Annotated in this window: 11 protein-coding genes; 5 read left to right on the top strand and 6 right to left on the bottom strand. The window is 71.7% G+C overall.

The features are described 5' to 3' along the window. Positions 1-56 precede the first annotated feature (56 nt). Positions 57-1,769, top strand: coding sequence for an LCP family protein (locus SLAV_RS22725; protein ID WP_391386555.1), 1,713 nt, complete (start codon positions 57-59; stop codon positions 1,767-1,769). A 97-nt stretch (positions 1,770-1,866) separates the two neighbouring features. Here the strand turns inward: SLAV_RS22725 and SLAV_RS22720 are convergent, their stop codons facing one another. Then, positions 1,867-2,892 carry a glycosyltransferase family 2 protein gene (locus SLAV_RS22720; RefSeq protein WP_030231721.1) on the bottom strand — a complete coding sequence of 342 codons (1,026 nt, stop codon included), beginning with the start codon at positions 2,890-2,892 and terminating at the stop codon, positions 1,867-1,869. Between the two features lie 166 nt (positions 2,893-3,058). On the opposite strand from SLAV_RS22720, the gene SLAV_RS22715 reads away from it, so the two are divergent. Further along, complete coding sequence (locus tag SLAV_RS22715; protein ID WP_435846447.1) at positions 3,059-4,555, top strand: LCP family protein; 1,497 nt, start codon at positions 3,059-3,061, stop codon at positions 4,553-4,555. Positions 4,556-4,567: 12 nt separating this feature from the next. On the opposite strand, the gene SLAV_RS22710 is transcribed toward SLAV_RS22715, so the two are convergent. Next, complete coding sequence (locus SLAV_RS22710) at positions 4,568-6,061, bottom strand: glycosyltransferase family 39 protein (RefSeq protein WP_051841057.1); 1,494 nt, start codon at positions 6,059-6,061, stop codon at positions 4,568-4,570. A gap of 167 nt (positions 6,062-6,228) precedes the next feature. Then, positions 6,229-6,765 carry an acyl-CoA thioesterase gene (locus SLAV_RS22705; RefSeq protein WP_030231729.1) on the bottom strand — a complete coding sequence of 179 codons (537 nt, stop codon included), beginning with the start codon at positions 6,763-6,765 and terminating at the stop codon, positions 6,229-6,231. Positions 6,766-6,871: 106 nt separating this feature from the next. Here SLAV_RS22705 and SLAV_RS22700 point away from each other — a divergent pair, with 106 nt between their 5' ends. Next, positions 6,872-8,242 (top strand): LCP family protein, encoded by a 1,371-nt coding sequence (locus SLAV_RS22700; protein WP_051841058.1) that lies wholly within the window; start codon positions 6,872-6,874, stop codon positions 8,240-8,242. Positions 8,243-8,419: 177 nt separating this feature from the next. Beyond that, positions 8,420-9,589: an acyltransferase family protein gene (locus tag SLAV_RS22695; RefSeq protein ID WP_051841059.1), complete on the top strand. Its 1,170-nt coding sequence runs from the start codon at positions 8,420-8,422 to the stop codon at positions 9,587-9,589. A gap of 84 nt (positions 9,590-9,673) precedes the next feature. Here the strand turns inward: SLAV_RS22695 and SLAV_RS22690 are convergent, their stop codons facing one another. The 3 genes from SLAV_RS22690 to SLAV_RS22680 form a co-directional block, all read right to left on the bottom strand. After that, positions 9,674-10,390 carry a polyprenol monophosphomannose synthase gene (locus tag SLAV_RS22690; protein WP_234333671.1) on the bottom strand — a complete coding sequence of 239 codons (717 nt, stop codon included), beginning with the start codon at positions 10,388-10,390 and terminating at the stop codon, positions 9,674-9,676. A gap of 113 nt (positions 10,391-10,503) precedes the next feature. After that, positions 10,504-11,586, bottom strand: a complete 1,083-nt coding sequence (manB, locus tag SLAV_RS22685) for a mannose-1-phosphate guanylyltransferase (RefSeq protein ID WP_030231739.1) — start codon at positions 11,584-11,586, stop codon at positions 10,504-10,506. Between the two features lie 457 nt (positions 11,587-12,043). Further along, positions 12,044-13,216 carry an acyl-CoA dehydrogenase gene (locus tag SLAV_RS22680; RefSeq protein ID WP_030011045.1) on the bottom strand — a complete coding sequence of 391 codons (1,173 nt, stop codon included), beginning with the start codon at positions 13,214-13,216 and terminating at the stop codon, positions 12,044-12,046. A 196-nt stretch (positions 13,217-13,412) separates the two neighbouring features. Here SLAV_RS22680 and SLAV_RS22675 point away from each other — a divergent pair, with 196 nt between their 5' ends. Continuing rightward, entirely contained in the window at positions 13,413-14,756 is a 1,344-nt protein-coding gene (locus tag SLAV_RS22675; protein ID WP_030231743.1) for a UDP-glucose dehydrogenase family protein, read from the top strand. Positions 14,757-14,775: the final 19 nt, after the last annotated feature.

Genomic DNA, 14,775 nt, shown 5'->3' with positions numbered 1-14,775 from the left:
CGGCAGCCGGTAGGCCCGGCACAACACCGACATCAGTGATCTTGAGGGGGGTACGCGTGAGGCACAGCAGCGTGCGGGGGGAGGGGGCGCCCGACCAGGCCACCGACGGCATATCCGGCGGGGGGACGGGCGCTTCCGGCGCGGTGCCTCCACCGCGGTCGGGCCAGGGCGGCGCCCGGCCCGCGGGCGGCGGTGGAACGCCCGTGCGGCGCAAGCGCCGGCGGGTGCTGTTCTGGGTGGCGTCCGTACTGGCGTTCCTGATCCTGGGGACGTCGGCGGCCGGGTACCTCTACTACCGTCACCTCGACGGCAACATCCGCAGCGGGCAGCGCCTCAGCGGAGAGAGCGGCGTGGAGAAGACCCACGCCAACGCCAAGGGCCAGCGCCCGCTGAACATCCTGCTGATCGGCTCCGACAGCCGCAACAAGCCGGAGAACGTGGAACTCGGCGGCAGCAGCGACACCGTGGGGAACCCTCCGCTCGCGGACGTGCAGATGCTGCTGCACGTGTCGGCCGACCGGGAGAACGCCTCGGTGGTGAGCATCCCGCGCGACACCCGGGTCGACATACCCGAGTGCACGGACCCCAAGACCGGCGAGAAGTTCAAGAAGACCAACGCGATGATCAACGAGTCGCTCGGCCGCGGCGGCCCCGGCTGCACCCTGGCCACCTGGGAGAGGCTGACCAACGTCTACATCGACCACTGGATGATGATCGACTTCTCCGGTGTGGTGCAGATGGCCGACGCGATCGGCGGCGTCCCGGTCTGCGTCAAGGACAACGTCTGGGACAGGCCGCTGCCGACCTCGGGCGGCGGCTCCGGCCTCAAGCTCCAGAAGGGCACGACCCGGGTCAAGGGCGAGCAGGCCCTCCAGTGGCTGCGCACCCGGCACGCGTTCAGCAGCGACCTGGGCCGGGCGCAGGCCCAGCACATGTACATGAACTCGATGATGCGCGAGCTCAAGAGCCAGAACGCCTTCACCGACGTCGGCCGGATCACGGACCTGGCGGAGGCGGGCACCAAGGCCCTGGAGGTCTCCGAGGAGATCGGCTCGGTCAAGAAGCTCTACAACCTGGCCATGCAGCTCAAGGACGTCCCCACCAACCGCATCACGATGACGACGATGCCGACCTTCCAGGACCCCCGGGACGTGGACCGGCTCATCGTGAACCCGGCGGACGCCGACAAGCTGTGGACGATGCTCCGCAAGGACGTCGCCTTCGACAAGAACGGCGATCCGCAGACCCCGCAGAGCCCCTCGGCCTCCGCGCCCGCGCCGGGCGCCTCGCAGCCGGCCCCGCAAGGCTCTCAGCAGCCGGTCCAGCCGAGCCAGGAGCCCTCGAAGGCCCCGGCCACCACCCCGGACAAGATCCCCGTCAACGTGGTCAACGGCACCGCGGCCGGACAGCCGCTGGCGCCCCACCGGGCGAACGCGATCTCGGAGGTGCTGGTCTCCAAGGGCTTCACCGGGGCCCGGGCGGACAGCGCGCTGACCCCGGAGAAGACCACCGTGGTGCGCTACCCGACGCCCGACCTGGCCGACGAGGCGCAGAGCGTGGCGGCGTCCCTGGGCATCCCGAACACGGCGGTCCAGCAGTCGGCCGACGTCTCGAAGATCACCCTGGTGGTGGGCGCGGACTGGCGCGAGGGCAACGCCTTCCCGGCGCAGACCCCGCCGGCGGCCGGTGCGATCCCGGACACGGCCGACGCGATCAACGGCTCCGACACCGGTGCCTGCATGGACGTCTACAAGCCGTACCGCTGGTGACGCGGGGCCGGTGAGCCGGCCGCGCGGAGCGTGAACGAGCGAAAAAGGGGGTGACCCGGTCCGTACGGACCGGGTCACCCCCTTTTCGCGTGGTGTCTCAGACCTGGGACGGGTCGTGGCGCACCGACGGGCGGCGGCTGGCGATGACCTTCCGGGCGAGCGAGCGCGGGCTGGTGAGGAAGCCGTAGCCCCAGCACATGTGCATCGTGGCGAGGGCCACGGGGATCTGCGCGCGGGCCTTCAGCGGCAGCCCCCTGCCCGCCGGGACGGACCCGGCGGTGATCGCCGCGAGGTAGCCGGCCGGGACGGCGAACGCCCACGGGCTGACGGCGACGCCCGCGACCACCCCGGCCGCGATCGCGCAGACGGCGGTCGGCGGGGCCAGGTAGCGCAGGTTGATGGAGCCGGCGTGGTAGCGGGCCACCACGTGCCGCCAGCGGCCGTAGTCCTTGTACTGCTTGGCCAGGGCCCGTACGGAGGGCCGCGGGCGGTACTGGACCTTCAGCTCCGGCGAGAACCAGATGAGGCCGCCGGCCTCGCGGATGCGGAAGTTCAGCTCCCAGTCCTGGGCGCGGATGAACTCCTCGTTGTACCCGCCCTGCTGTTCGAGGGCTTCGCGGCGGAAGACGCCGAGGTAGACGGTCTCGGCCGGGCCGGCCTGGCCGCCGGTGTGGAAGGCCGCGTTGCCGACGCCGATCTTCGAGGTCATCGCGGCGGCGACGGCGTCCTCCCAGGCGTTCTCGCCCTCGGCGTGCATGATGCCGCCGACGTTCTGCGCGCCGGTCTCCTCCAGGAGGCGGACGGCGGTGGCGATGTAGTTCGGGGAGAGCATGCCGTGGCCGTCGACGCGCACGACGATCGGATGGCGCGAGGCCTTGATCGCGGCGTTGAGGGCGGCGGGGGTGCGGCCGGTGGGGTTCGGGACGGTGTGGACGCGCGGGTCTTCCCGGACGAGTTCGGCGGCGATCTCGTCGGTGCGGTCCGTGGACGGCCCGAGCGCGATCACCACCTCCATCTCGCCTGCGTACTCCTGTCCGAGGATGTGCCGGACGGAGTCACGCAGGTGGCGCTCCTCGTTGAGCACCGGCATGATCACCGAAACTGCGGGCTGCTGGGCGGGCATGTGGTCCTTCACGGTCGGGTATCGGTGTCACGTTACCGCGTACGGGGGAAACGGGTGCGCGGCGGACGAGCGGTACGGACAGAGGCTGATCGTATGGGCCTACTGTTCACACGAATCAGACGAATGAGCATGATCCGCCCGCAGCGCCCCCGCGGAGGTGTCCCCCGTGCCCCAGCCGCACCGTCCCACCCGACGCGCCCCCGGCTCCCAGCCGCCCCCGCCGCGGTCCGCGCGCGGCGGCGGCCCCCGGCCCGGGCGCCGGGACGACCGCCCGCGCTGGGGGGTGCGGATCGCGGCCGTGCTCTCGCTGGTGGTGCTGGGCTCCGGGGCGGTCGGGCACGCGGTGATGACCGGCCTGGACACCGGCATCGAACGGGTCGATCCGTTCAAGGACATGAAGAACCGCCCGCAGGCCGGCCACGGGGTGAATTTCCTGCTGGTCGGCACCGACGGCCGCGAGAAGATCACCCCGGAGGAGAAGCGCGAGTACCGGCTCGGCGGCGCGCCCTGCCACTGCACCGACACCGTGATGCTCGTCCACCTGTCCGCCGACCGGGAACGGGCCAGCGTCATCAGCCTGCCCCGGGACAGCTACGCCGAGGTCCCCGCGCACCAGGACCTGGTCACCGGCACGGCGCACAAGGCCCACCCGGTGAAGCTGAACGCCGCCTACGCCGAGGGCGGCCCCAACCTGACCGTACGGACCGTCGAGAACATGACCCGCGTGAAGATCGACCACTACCTGGAGGTCGACTTCACCAGCTTCATGAAGACCGTCGACGCGATGGGCGGGGTCGAGATCTGCACGGCCAAGGCCATGCACGACACCTACACCGGCCTCGACCTGCTCCCCGGCACCCACCGCCTCACCGGCGGCCAGGCCCTGCAGTACGTGCGCTCGCGCCACGTGGACGGGGCCTCCGACCTGGGCCGGATGCAGCGTCAGCAGCGGTTCATCGCCGCCCTGATCAAGCAGGCCACCGGGGGCGGCGTCCTGCTGAACCCGGTGAAGTTCAAGGAGGTCAGCTCCACCCTGCTGGGGTCGGTGCGCGCCGACCGGGGCTTCGGGTCGGAGCAGATGCTGGCGCTCGGACAGGCCATGCGGGGCTTCACCCCCTCCTCGTCGGAGTTCGCCTCGGTACCGGTCGGTGACCCCTCGTTCCAGGTCAAGGGAATCGGCTCGACCGTCAAATGGGACGAGCCGAAGGCCGCCAAGCTCTTCGAGGCGCTGCGCCAGGACCAGCCCCTGGCCCCCGCCCGCCCCGGACAGGCCCCGCACGGGCCCGCGCCGGTCCCGGTCGACGTGCCGCCGAAGCAGATCCGCGTCCAGGTGGAGAACGGGACCCGGATCGACGGACTCGGCGGGCGGGTGGACGCCGCCCTGCGCGCCACCGGCTTCGACACCACCCAGGCCCCGGCGACCGGCGCCAGCCGCGAGGTCCGGCGCACGGTGATCGTGTACGACCCCCGCTGGGACCGCTCGGCGCGGACGGTGTCCACGGCGCTGCCCGGCAGCGAGCTGCGCGCGGTCGCCGGACAGGGCCGCACGGTGCTGGTGATCGCGGGCGCGGACTTCAAGAAGGTCGTGCCGGTGCGGGCCGAGGACCCGTACCAGGGCGAGTTCGGGGTGGTCACCGGCGACCAGGTGGTCTGCGGGAGCTGAACCCCGGCGGGCTCAGCCGGTCCGCTCCAGCAGGGAGACGTGCAGTCCGCGCACCTCGGTGGTCGAGGCGACCCGGTAGTGGCCCTTCAGCGCCCGCACCTGCTCGGCCGGCAGCCGGCTGTACGGGTCGGCCTTTCCGGTGCCACGGGTGACCAGCCAGATCCGCCGGGTGTCGCCGAGGCACTGCTCGGGCCGCTCGCACTCCTGCGGGAAGAGGTCGTCGGCGTCCAGCGCCGAACGGGCCGCGAAGACGTCGTGGAGGTGGACCCGGCCGGGCAGGTAGTACGCGATCTGGAAGTCGACCATGTACACCCGGTCGGCGCCGCGGACGGGCACGAAGCCGTCGCCGGGCCGGTAGCCCTGCGCGATGACCCGCGCCGCAGCCCGGCCGTCGGAGGTCTCCTTGGCCTGCTCGGTCCGCAGGTGCCGCTGGTCGGGCACGCCGAGCAGGACCAGCGCGGCCAGCCCCGCCGCCCCGGCCGCGCGGGGCTTCAGGGCGGCCAGTCCGGCGGCCGCCAGCACCGCCCACGCGGGCACGGTGAACAGGACGTAGCGGTCGATGAAGTACGAGGTGGAGCCCTGCGAGACCACGTAGACGGCAAGGATCGGCACCGCGCCCAGCAGCATCAGCTCCACGGCGGGACGCCGGCCCCGGCTCCAGGCCAGCGGCAGCAGCGCCAGCGCGGCGACGGCGAGCGCAACGAGCGGGGAGGCGAAGAGGTTGTCCCACAGACCCGCGATGTCCCGCAGCCGCGGGGTCTTGATCCAGCTGATCTGCCGGCCGACCTGCTGACGCCCCAGCAGCACCAGCGGGATCACCGGCAGCAGCCCGGCGGCGGCCGCCAGGACGAAGGAGAGCAGGGTGCGCCCGCGCCGGTCCCGCCACCAGCGCAGCGCCACGACCATGGCGTGCGGCAGCAGGAACAGCAGGGCCACCATGTGCAGCAGCCCGGCCGCCGCGACCGCCACCGCGTACCCGGCCCAGCGCCCCGGGCGCGGCCGCTCCAGCGCCCGCAGCAGCAGCCAGGTCGCGGCGCAGACCGCCAGGACGACGAAGGCGTACGAACGGGCCTCGGTGCCGTACCGGGTGACGACGGGCAGCAGCGCGAACAGCAGCCCGGCGAAGACGGCCGTGCGACGGTCGAACAGGGCCCGCGCGGTCAGCACCACCAGGGCGGCGGAGCCGGCCATCGCCAGGGCCGAGGGCAGCCGGAGCATCGCCGCGGAGTCCCCGAACACCGAGACCCAGCCGTGCAGCAGCAGGTAGTAGAGGCCGGAGACGGCGTCGACGTGACCCAGCATCGCGAGCAGCTCGCCGGTGGACCGGGAGGCCGCGTTCCAGCTGGCCAGCTCGTCGCGCCAGAGCTGCGGGGTGCCGCCCCGGAAGGCGGTGACCGCGAGGGTCAGCAGCGCCGCCCACAGCCAGTCGGGCCCGGTCGGCCGCCGCGCACCCGCGCGGGCGGGGGCGGACGCGGCCGCGGTGGTGGTCTGGGTGGCAGTCGGCATCAGGGGTTCTCCGCGGCAGGGCCGGTCGAGGGGCAGGCCGTCGCTCGGGCGGAGCAGCCGGACGTCGACGGACCAGTCTACGGGGCCCCCGTAAGGCACGGGTATGCCCGGGAGCCCGTACGCCACGGACGGTCGGCGGCCCGGCGGGGGGGGCGGCGGGGGTGCGGTCAGTCGTCGAGGCCCTCGGCGGCGCGGCGCTCGCGCAGCTCCGTGATCGCCTGGCGGCGGGCGAGCCGGTGGGTGCGGCGGATCTGCGCCTCCTGGTAGCGGCGCTCGTCCTGCTCGGTCTCCGGGAGCACGGGCGGGACCTGGCGGGGCTTGCCGTCGGAGTCGACCGCGGTGAAGACGAGGTAGGCGCTGCCGACCTGGGTGGCGGGGGTGGACTCGTTCCACCGCTCCGCGAGGACCCGTACGCCGATCTCCATCGAGGAGCGGCCGGTCCAGTTGCACTGCGCCCGGACGTGGACCAGGTCGCCGACCCGGACCGGGGCGAGGAAGGCCATCTCGTCCATCGACGCCGTCACGGCGGGCCCGCCCGAGTGCCGCCCGGCCACCGCGCCGGCCGCGTCGTCCACCAGCTTCATGATCACACCGCCGTGCACGGTACCGAGGAGGTTGGTGTCGTTGGCGGTCATGATGTGGCTGAGCGTGGTCCGGGAGGCCGAGATCGGCTTGCCCGCGGGCACCGGCGGTATTTCTGTCATGGAGCCACCATAAGTGGGTGCCGCAGGCATCAGCTCTGCAACAGCCGCGGTACGAAGCGTCCACCTGGGTGTCGGGCGGCACGCCCCGGCAGGCATTCTTGTGCGCATGAGCGACTGGGACGGGTGGAACGGCGAGCGCGACGCGCGCGGCCGCCGCGATGACGGGTACGGGCGCGGCAGCGGGCAGCCGCAGCCGGAGGGCGCGCAGCGGATGCGCCACGTCCAGCGGCAGCCGCAGCCGCCGCAGCGCCCGGCCCAGCCGCCGCAGCGCCCCGGCCGCCCGCCGGTCCCCCCGCAGGGACCGCCGCGGGGCCGCCCCGCGGGCGGAGTGCCGCCGCAGCAGACGCAGGGACCGGACGCCGCGTACGACAGCGGGTACAACACCGGGCAGGTCTACGGCCGGCCCCAGGGCCCCGGCGGTCCGGCCGGACCGGGCCGCCCCGGGCGCCCGGGCGGCCCCTCCCGGCCCGGCGGCCCCGGCGGCCCCGCCGGCCCGGCTCCGGACTGGCGCAGGCGGATCAAGATCGGCTCCATCGTGCTGGTCTCCGCGCTCCTGGTCACCTCCATCGGCACCTACTTCTGGGCCGACTCCAAGGTGCGCCGCGAGGTCGACCTCTCCAAGGTGATCGAGCGCCCCAAGGAAGGCGACTGCACCACGTACCTGATCGTCGGCTCCGACAGCCGCGAGGGCATGTCCGACGAGGAGAAGAAGAAGCTTCACACCGGCTCCGCCGAGGGCAAGCGCACCGACTCGATGATGGTCCTCGCGAAGTGCTCCAGCGGGAACACGATGATCTCGCTGCCGCGCGACTCGGACGTGGAGATCCCCTCCTTCGTCGGCTCCCAGTCCGGCAAGAAGTTCCCCTCCCAGGGCCGCCGGGTCAAGCTCAACGCGGCGTACGCGGAGGACGGACCGGAACTGCTGGTGCGGACGATCGAGTTCAACACCGGACTGCACATCGACCACTACGCCGAGATCGGTTTCGCCGGGTTCGCGAACATCGTGGACGCGCTGGGCGGCGTGGAACTCGACATCGAACAGGGCTTCAAGGACGAGAAGTCGGGCGCCGACTTCAAGGCGGGCCGTCAGACCCTCAACGGCGAACAGTCGCTGGCCTTCGTGCGCACCCGGTACGCCTTCGCCGAGTCGGACCTGCAGCGGACCAAGAACCAGCAGAAGTTCCTGTCGGCGCTGGCGAGCCAGGCGGCCACGCCGGGCACGATCCTCAACCCCTTCGCCCTCTACCCGGTGATGGGCGCCGGCCTGGACACCCTCGTCGTCGACAAGGACATGGGGCTGTGGGACCTCGGTCAGATGTTCTTCGCGATGAAGGGCATCACCTCGGGTGACGGCGTGTCGATGAACATGCCCATTTCCGGCCAGAAGGGCGGCAACCTCGTCTGGGACAAGGCGAAGGTGCAGCAGCTGGTCAAGGAGATCCAGAACGACCAGAAGGTCACCGTCCGGGGGCAGTGAACCGGCCGCGCGCGGGGTGCGGGCCGGGGTGCGATGAACCACGTGTTGTGGACAGTGCGATGGTTTTCTCGTAAGACTGAGGCGGCCCATGCCACGGGGGGGATGCCCGGCTGGGCCCGTCGTCCGGCGCGGCCTCAGCGGAATCGGGCACGCGTCCGTCCTGCCCGTGGAGCGTTCATGTCCTTGCACCCGTCCCCGCGCGTCCTCGGCGACCCACGGGAAGACGGCAGACCCTCGGCCTGGCCCACCCTGAAACGGCCCGAGCTCCCCGCCCCGGTCCCGGCGGACCGGCCGCGGCTGCGGATCCTGGACGGGCTGCGGATCCTGGCGGCGGTCCTGGTGCTCATGCACCACTACACCCGTCAAGAGGTGTGGGGGCACGATGCGTTCGGGTGGCTGACGGTGGTCGGCCGCTACAGCTGGATGGGCGTGGAGCTGTTCTTCATGATCAGCGGCTTCGTCATCTGCATGTCGGCGTGGGGCCGTCCGCTGGGCTCCTACCTGCGCAGCCGGGTGATCCGCCTCGGACCCGCGTACTGGTTCTGCGTCCTGGTCACCATGGGCGTGCTGCTGGCCGTCGGCAAGCCCTTCGGGGGCTCCGGGCCGGGGCTGAGCCAGGTCCTGACGAACCTGACGATGTTCCAGACCCCGCTGGGCAGTGCCGAGCTGGACCTGTCGTACTGGACCCTCTGGTCCGAGCTGCGGTTCTACCTGATCTTCGCGGCGGTCGCCTGGACCGGCCTGACGTACCGCAAGGTCCTGAACTTCTGCTGGATCTGGACGGTCGCCTCGCTGCTCGCGCCCAGCTCCGGGCTGCCGATCCTGAACGTCCTCGCGAACCCCACCTACTCCCCGCTGTTCATCTCCGGCATCTGCTTCTACCTGATCCGCCGTGAGGGCGCGCGCGCGGGCGAGCCGTGGGTGCTGCTCGCGTTCTCCTGGCTGCTGATGCAGCGCTGGCTGAACGACATCGTCGGGTGGAACACCGTCAAGGGCGACCGGCTGTCCTGGGAGATGTGCCTGCTCGTCATCACCCTGTGCTACGTGGTGATGGCCGCCGTGGCCCTGGGGTGGCTGGACCGGGTCGCCTGGCGCTGGCTGTCGGTCGCGGGCGCGATGTCCTACCCGCTCTACCTGCTGCACCAGCAGATCGGCGTGACGCTGCTGCACAAGTGGCGCGGCAACGTCGAGCCGTGGACGCTCCTGCTGTCGGCGACGGCCGTGATGCTGCTGGCCTCGTGGCTGATCCAGCGGTTCGTGGAGCGGCCGGCCGCGCGGGGGCTCAAGCGCTTCCTGGAGAGCCGGCCGGGCGGACGGGCCAAGACCCTGCGCGAGACGCCGCAGTAGGCCCTCGCACGCCGCGGACACACCGGGTACGAAGAAGGGGCACCCCCCGCGGGGGGTGCCCCTTCTTCGCGTTCGTGCGTGCGGTTACTTGCCGGCGCGGGCGCGGAGCTTCCACGGCATGGCGATGGACTCCAGTTGGACGGCCAGGTTCATCTTGGACTCGCCGACGGTGCGGTCCTCGAAGTGGATCGGGACCTCCATCACCTGGAAGCCGCGGCGCAGGGCCTTGAACTTCATCTCCACCTGGAAGCTGTAGCCGGCGCTGCCGATCGACGCGAGGTCGATCGCCTTCAGCGCGGGGGCGCTCCACAGGTTGAAGCCGCCCGTGATGTCACGGACGCGGGTGCCCAGGATGGTGCTCGCGTAGGCGTTGGCCCAGCGCGAGAGCAGCTTGCGGTGGGCGCCCCAGGCGTCGGAGAGGGTGCCGCCCGGCACGTAGCGGGAACCGACGACGAGACCGGCGCCGGTGGAGCGGGCGACGCCCAGCATCTCGGCGATCTTGCCGGCCGGGTGGGAGCCGTCCGCGTCCATCTGGAGCACGTACTCGGCGCCGTCCTCGACGGCCTTGGCCATGCCGGCGGCGTAGGCGCGGCCGAGGCCGTCCTTCGCGGTGCGGTGCAGGACCGACATGCGCGGCTTGCCGTCCTCGGTGAGGAAGCCCTCCGCCAGCTCGTCGGCGATCTTGCCGGTGCCGTCGGGCGAGGAGTCGTCGACGACCAGCAGGCGCAGGCCCGGCTGGTCGAGACCCATGAGCAGCTCCACCATGCCCGGCAGGTTGCCCGCCTCGTTGTAGGTCGGCATGACCACGGTGAGCGGTGTGTGTGCCCAGGTGTCGGGGAGCTTCGTGGTTGCGACGTCGGTCGCGCGGGGAGTCTGCTGCTCGCCTATCACAGGTTGTGCCTCACTGAAGTTGGTCACCGGTCAGAGGAGAAGCGGACCGCGGCGTCGGGCAGTTCAGCCTCGCACCACACCCGCACCCCTGCGCGAAGTTCGTTGTCGGCCCCTACGACGGCACCGTCACCGACGACCGCGCCGTTCACCACCGTGCGCGAACCCACCGAGGCGCCGGCGCCGATGAGGCTGGCGCTCACCACCGTGTCCGGGCCGAGGGTCGCACCGTCCAGCACGATCGAGCCCTGGACGACCGCGCCCGATTCGATCCGGGCGCCGGCACCCACCACCGTACCGCCCGACAGCTTGGCTCCGTCCGCCACCACCGCACCCGGGAGGACCAGGGCCTCGCCGCGGGGGCCGGGGACGGCCGGGGAGGACACGATGCCGCGCACGAGGTCGGCCGAGGCCTGCACGAAGGACTCGGGCTTGCCGAGGTCCAGCCAGTAGGTGTCCTCGGTGACGCCGTGCAGCTTGGCGCCGGAGTCGAGCAGACCGGGGAAGGTCTCGCGCTCGACGGATACCGGTCGGCCGGCCGGGATGGAGTCGATGACGCTGCGGCGGAAGACGTAGCAGCCGGCGTTGATCTGGTCGGTGATGATCTCTTCGGGGGTCTGCGGCTTCTCGGTGAAGGCCAGCACCCGCCCCTCGGAGTCGGTGGGGACCAGGCCGAAGGCGCGCGGGTCCTCGACCCGCACCAGGTGCAGGGAGACGTCGGCGTCGGCGGCCTGGTGGGACTCGACCAGGCCGGCGATGTCCAGGCCGGTCAGGATGTCGCCGTTGAAGACGAGGACGGGCGAGTCCGGGCCGCCGGTCAGCCGCTGCGCGGCGTTGCGGATGGCGCCGCCGGTGCCCAGGGGCTCGTCCTCGACGACGTATTCGAGGGTGATGCCGAAGTCGGAACCGTCACCGAAGTAGGGCTCGAAGACCTCGGCGAGGTAGCAGGTGGCCATCACGATGTGGGTGACACCGGCGGCGGCGGCCCTGGCTATCTGGTGGGCGAGGAAGGGAACGCCTGCCGCGGGAACCATCGGCTTGGGGGTGTTCACCGTCACGGGGCGCAGTCGCGTCCCCTGCCCGCCGACCAGCAGGATCGCTTCCGTCATTGTTTTCTCCCCAACCGGTTCGGGCGTACGAAGGTTCAAATTTAGCCCATCCGGGGACATGCCAAGGCCGTGGGCGGGCCCGGCGGGGGCCGCCCCGGCCACGTTCCGGTTACGGCCGGACGGCCGCGCGGAGAAGGGCGGATTGCGGCAGATCGGACACCTCCGCGCGAGGCTGTCCTCTATATATGAGGGCGCATCACGCCCGGCCGCCCACCTGGTGGACCATCACCGCTGGTCAGAGAGGTGCACCGGGCTCGGCCCGGCCTCCCGGCGCGGCGGGCGCCGCGGAACCCCTCCGTAACCGATCCGGCGCGGAAGGGTGCTGTGCCCACCGCGGTTGACGGCCGGTTGTTCCGAACCTGTCGGCAACCCGTTACGAACCCTTGCCCCTTCTCCACACGGAAGGCCCCCGGCGGGACGCCGGGGGCCTTCCTGTGCGCGTGTGCCTGCGGGGCCGCTACGGCAGGTTGCGGGCCATGACGATCCGCTGGACCTGGTTCGTTCCTTCGTAGATCTGCGTGATCTTCGCGTCGCGCATCATCCGCTCGACCGGGTAGTCGCGGGTGTAGCCGTAGCCGCCGAGGAGCTGGACGGCGTCCGTGGTGACCTCCATGGCGACGTCGGAGGCGAAGCACTTGGCCGCGGCACCGAAGAAGGTGAGGTCTTCCTTGTCGCCCCCGGCGGAGACGCGCTCCGACTTGGCGGCGGCCGAGTAGGTCAGCTGGCGGGCGGCCTCGATCTTCATGGCCATGTCCGCGAGCATGAACTGCACGCCCTGGAAGTCGCCGATCGGCTTGCCGAACTGCTTGCGCTCCTGGACGTAGCCCTTGGCGTAGTCCAGCGCGCCCTGGGCGATGCCGAGGGCCTGGGCGGCGATGGTGATGCGGGTGTGGTCGAGGGTCTTCATCGCCGTGGCGAAGCCGGTGCCCTCGGCGCCGATCATGCGGTCGGCGGGGATGCGGACGTTGTCGAGGTAGACCTCGCGCGTCGGGGAGCCCTTGATGCCGAGCTTCTTCTCCGGGGCGCCGAAGGAGACCCCCTCGTCGCCCTTCTCGACGACGAAGGCGCTGATGCCCTTGGAACGCTTCTCCGGGTCGGTGACGGCCATGACCGTGTAGTACTCGGAGACGCCCGCGTTGGTGATCCAGCGCTTGACGCCGTTGAGGACCCAGAAGTCCCCGTCGCGCACGGCGCGGGTCTTCATGCCGGCGGCGTCGGAGCCCGCGTCGGGCTCGGAGAGCGCGTAGGAGAACATCGCGTCGCCCTTGGCCAGCGGGCCGAGGTACTTGGCCTTGAGCTCCTCCGAGCCGGAGAGGATCACCGGGAGGGAGCCGAGCTTGTTCACGGCCGGGATCAGGGAGGAGGAGGCGCAGACACGGGCCACCTCCTCGATCACGATCACGGTGGCGAGGGCGTCGGCCCCGGCGCCGCCGTAGGTCTCCGGGACGTGGACGGCGTGCAGGTCGCTGGCGACCAGGGCGTCGAGGGCCTCCTGCGGGAAGCGGGACTCCTCGTCGACCGCGGCGGCGAACGGCAGGATCTTCGCCTCGGCGAGCGAGCGGACGGACTCGCGGAGCATGTCGTGCTCCTCGGCCGGGCGGTACAGGTCGAAGTCGGCAGAACCCGCCAAGACTCTCACTCCCCATGTGTGATGCGTGATGCTAACTACCGTTAAGTAACTGAAATCTTAGTGTCCGGGGTCCCGTCGGCGATATGTACGGCGCACGTGAGCTGCGTGACAGCGGGGAACCCGCCGGGGAACGTCCCCCGTGCGGGGCACGACTATGCTCGGTGGCCGCAAACGGCCCCGCACCTCTGGAGCACCCATGGCCCCCCTCAAGATCACTGTGATCGGCACCGGCTACCTCGGCGCGACGCACGCCGCCGCGATGGCCGAGCTGGGCTTCGAGGTGCTCGGGCTGGACGTGGTCCCGGAGAAGATCGAGATGCTGGCCGCCGGCCGGGTCCCCATGTACGAGCCGGGGCTGGAGGAGCTGCTCGCCGCGCACGTCGCGGGGCTGCCGGGCTCCACGGGCCGGCTGCGGTTCACCACCTCCTACGAGGAGGCCGGGGAGTTCGGCGACGTCCACTTCGTCTGCGTGAACACCCCGCAGAAGCACAACGAGTACGCCTGCGACATGTCCTACGTCGACTCCGCGATGGCCTCGCTCGCCCCGCACCTGACGCGCCCGGTGCTGGTCGTCGGCAAGTCCACCGTGCCGGTGGGCTCGGCGGAGCGGCTCGCGGCGAAGCTCGTGGAGCTGGCCCCGGCCGGCGCGGACGTGGAGCTGGCCTGGAACCCGGAGTTCCTGCGCGAGGGCTTCGCCGTCCAGGACACCCTGCACCCCGACCGGATCGTCATCGGCGTGCAGGGCGAGCGCGCCGAGAAGGTGCTGCGGGAGGTGTACGCGACGCCGATGGCGGAGGGGACCCCGCTGGTGGTCACCGACTTCCCGACCTCCGAACTGGTCAAGACGGCGGCGAACTCCTTCCTCGCCACCAAGATCTCCTTCATCAACGCGATGGCCGAGGTCTGCGAGGCCGCGGGCGGTGACGTGGTCAAGCTGGCGGAGGCCATCGGTCACGACGAGCGGATCGGCGCGAAGTTCCTGCGCGCGGGGATCGGCTTCGGCGGCGGCTGCCTGCCCAAGGACATCCGGGCTTTCATGGCCCGGGCCGGCGAACTGGGCGCCGACCAGGCCCTGACCTTCCTGCGGGAGGTCGACTCCATCAACATGCGCCGCCGCGGGCACATGGTGGAGCTGGCCCGCGACGCGGTCGGCGGTTCCTTCCTCGGCAAGCGGGTCGCCGTCCTCGGCGCCACCTTCAAGCCCGACTCGGACGACGTCCGCGACTCGCCCGCGCTGAACGTCGCCGGGCAGATCCACCTCCAGGGCGGGCAGGTCACCGTCTACGACCCCAAGGGCATGGACAACGCCCGCCGCGTCTTCCCGACCCTCGGCTACGCCGACTCCGCGCTGGAGGCCGCCCGCGGCGCCGAGGTCGTCCTGCACCTCACCGAGTGGCGCGAGTTCCGCGACCTGGACCCCGCGGTCCTCGGCGAGGCCGTCACCGACCGCCTGGTCCTCGACGGACGCAACGCGCTGGACCCGGAGCGGTGGCGGGCCGCCGGCTGGACCTACCGCGCGATGGGCCGCCCCTTCGCGTAACCCGCTCGCGCGGAGAAGG

The sequence above is a fragment of the Streptomyces lavendulae subsp. lavendulae genome (assembly GCF_002803845.1).
GTDB lineage: Bacteria > Actinomycetota > Actinomycetes > Streptomycetales > Streptomycetaceae > Streptomyces > Streptomyces lavendulae.
Note: the sequence above shows the minus strand (reverse complement) of the source record. Positions and strands in the feature narration are given on the sequence as shown.

What these genes read in the sequence shown, in the direction of transcription:
- SLAV_RS22720 (WP_030231721.1), bottom strand. Translation starts at nt 2,892, where the DNA reads ATGCCCGCCCAGCAGCCCGCAGTTTCGGTGATCATGCCGGTGCTCAAC.
- SLAV_RS22710 (WP_051841057.1), bottom strand. Translation starts at nt 6,061, where the DNA reads ATGCCGACTGCCACCCAGACCACCACCGCGGCCGCGTCCGCCCCCGCC.
- SLAV_RS22705 (WP_030231729.1), bottom strand. Translation starts at nt 6,765, where the DNA reads ATGACAGAAATACCGCCGGTGCCCGCGGGCAAGCCGATCTCGGCCTCC.
- SLAV_RS22700 (WP_051841058.1), top strand. Translation starts at nt 6,872, where the DNA reads ATGAGCGACTGGGACGGGTGGAACGGCGAGCGCGACGCGCGCGGCCGC.
- SLAV_RS22695 (WP_051841059.1), top strand. Translation starts at nt 8,420, where the DNA reads ATGTCCTTGCACCCGTCCCCGCGCGTCCTCGGCGACCCACGGGAAGAC.
- SLAV_RS22690 (WP_234333671.1), bottom strand. Translation starts at nt 10,390, where the DNA reads ATGCCGACCTACAACGAGGCGGGCAACCTGCCGGGCATGGTGGAGCTG.
- manB (WP_030231739.1), bottom strand. Translation starts at nt 11,586, where the DNA reads ATGACGGAAGCGATCCTGCTGGTCGGCGGGCAGGGGACGCGACTGCGC.
- SLAV_RS22675 (WP_030231743.1), top strand. Translation starts at nt 13,413, where the DNA reads ATGGCCCCCCTCAAGATCACTGTGATCGGCACCGGCTACCTCGGCGCG.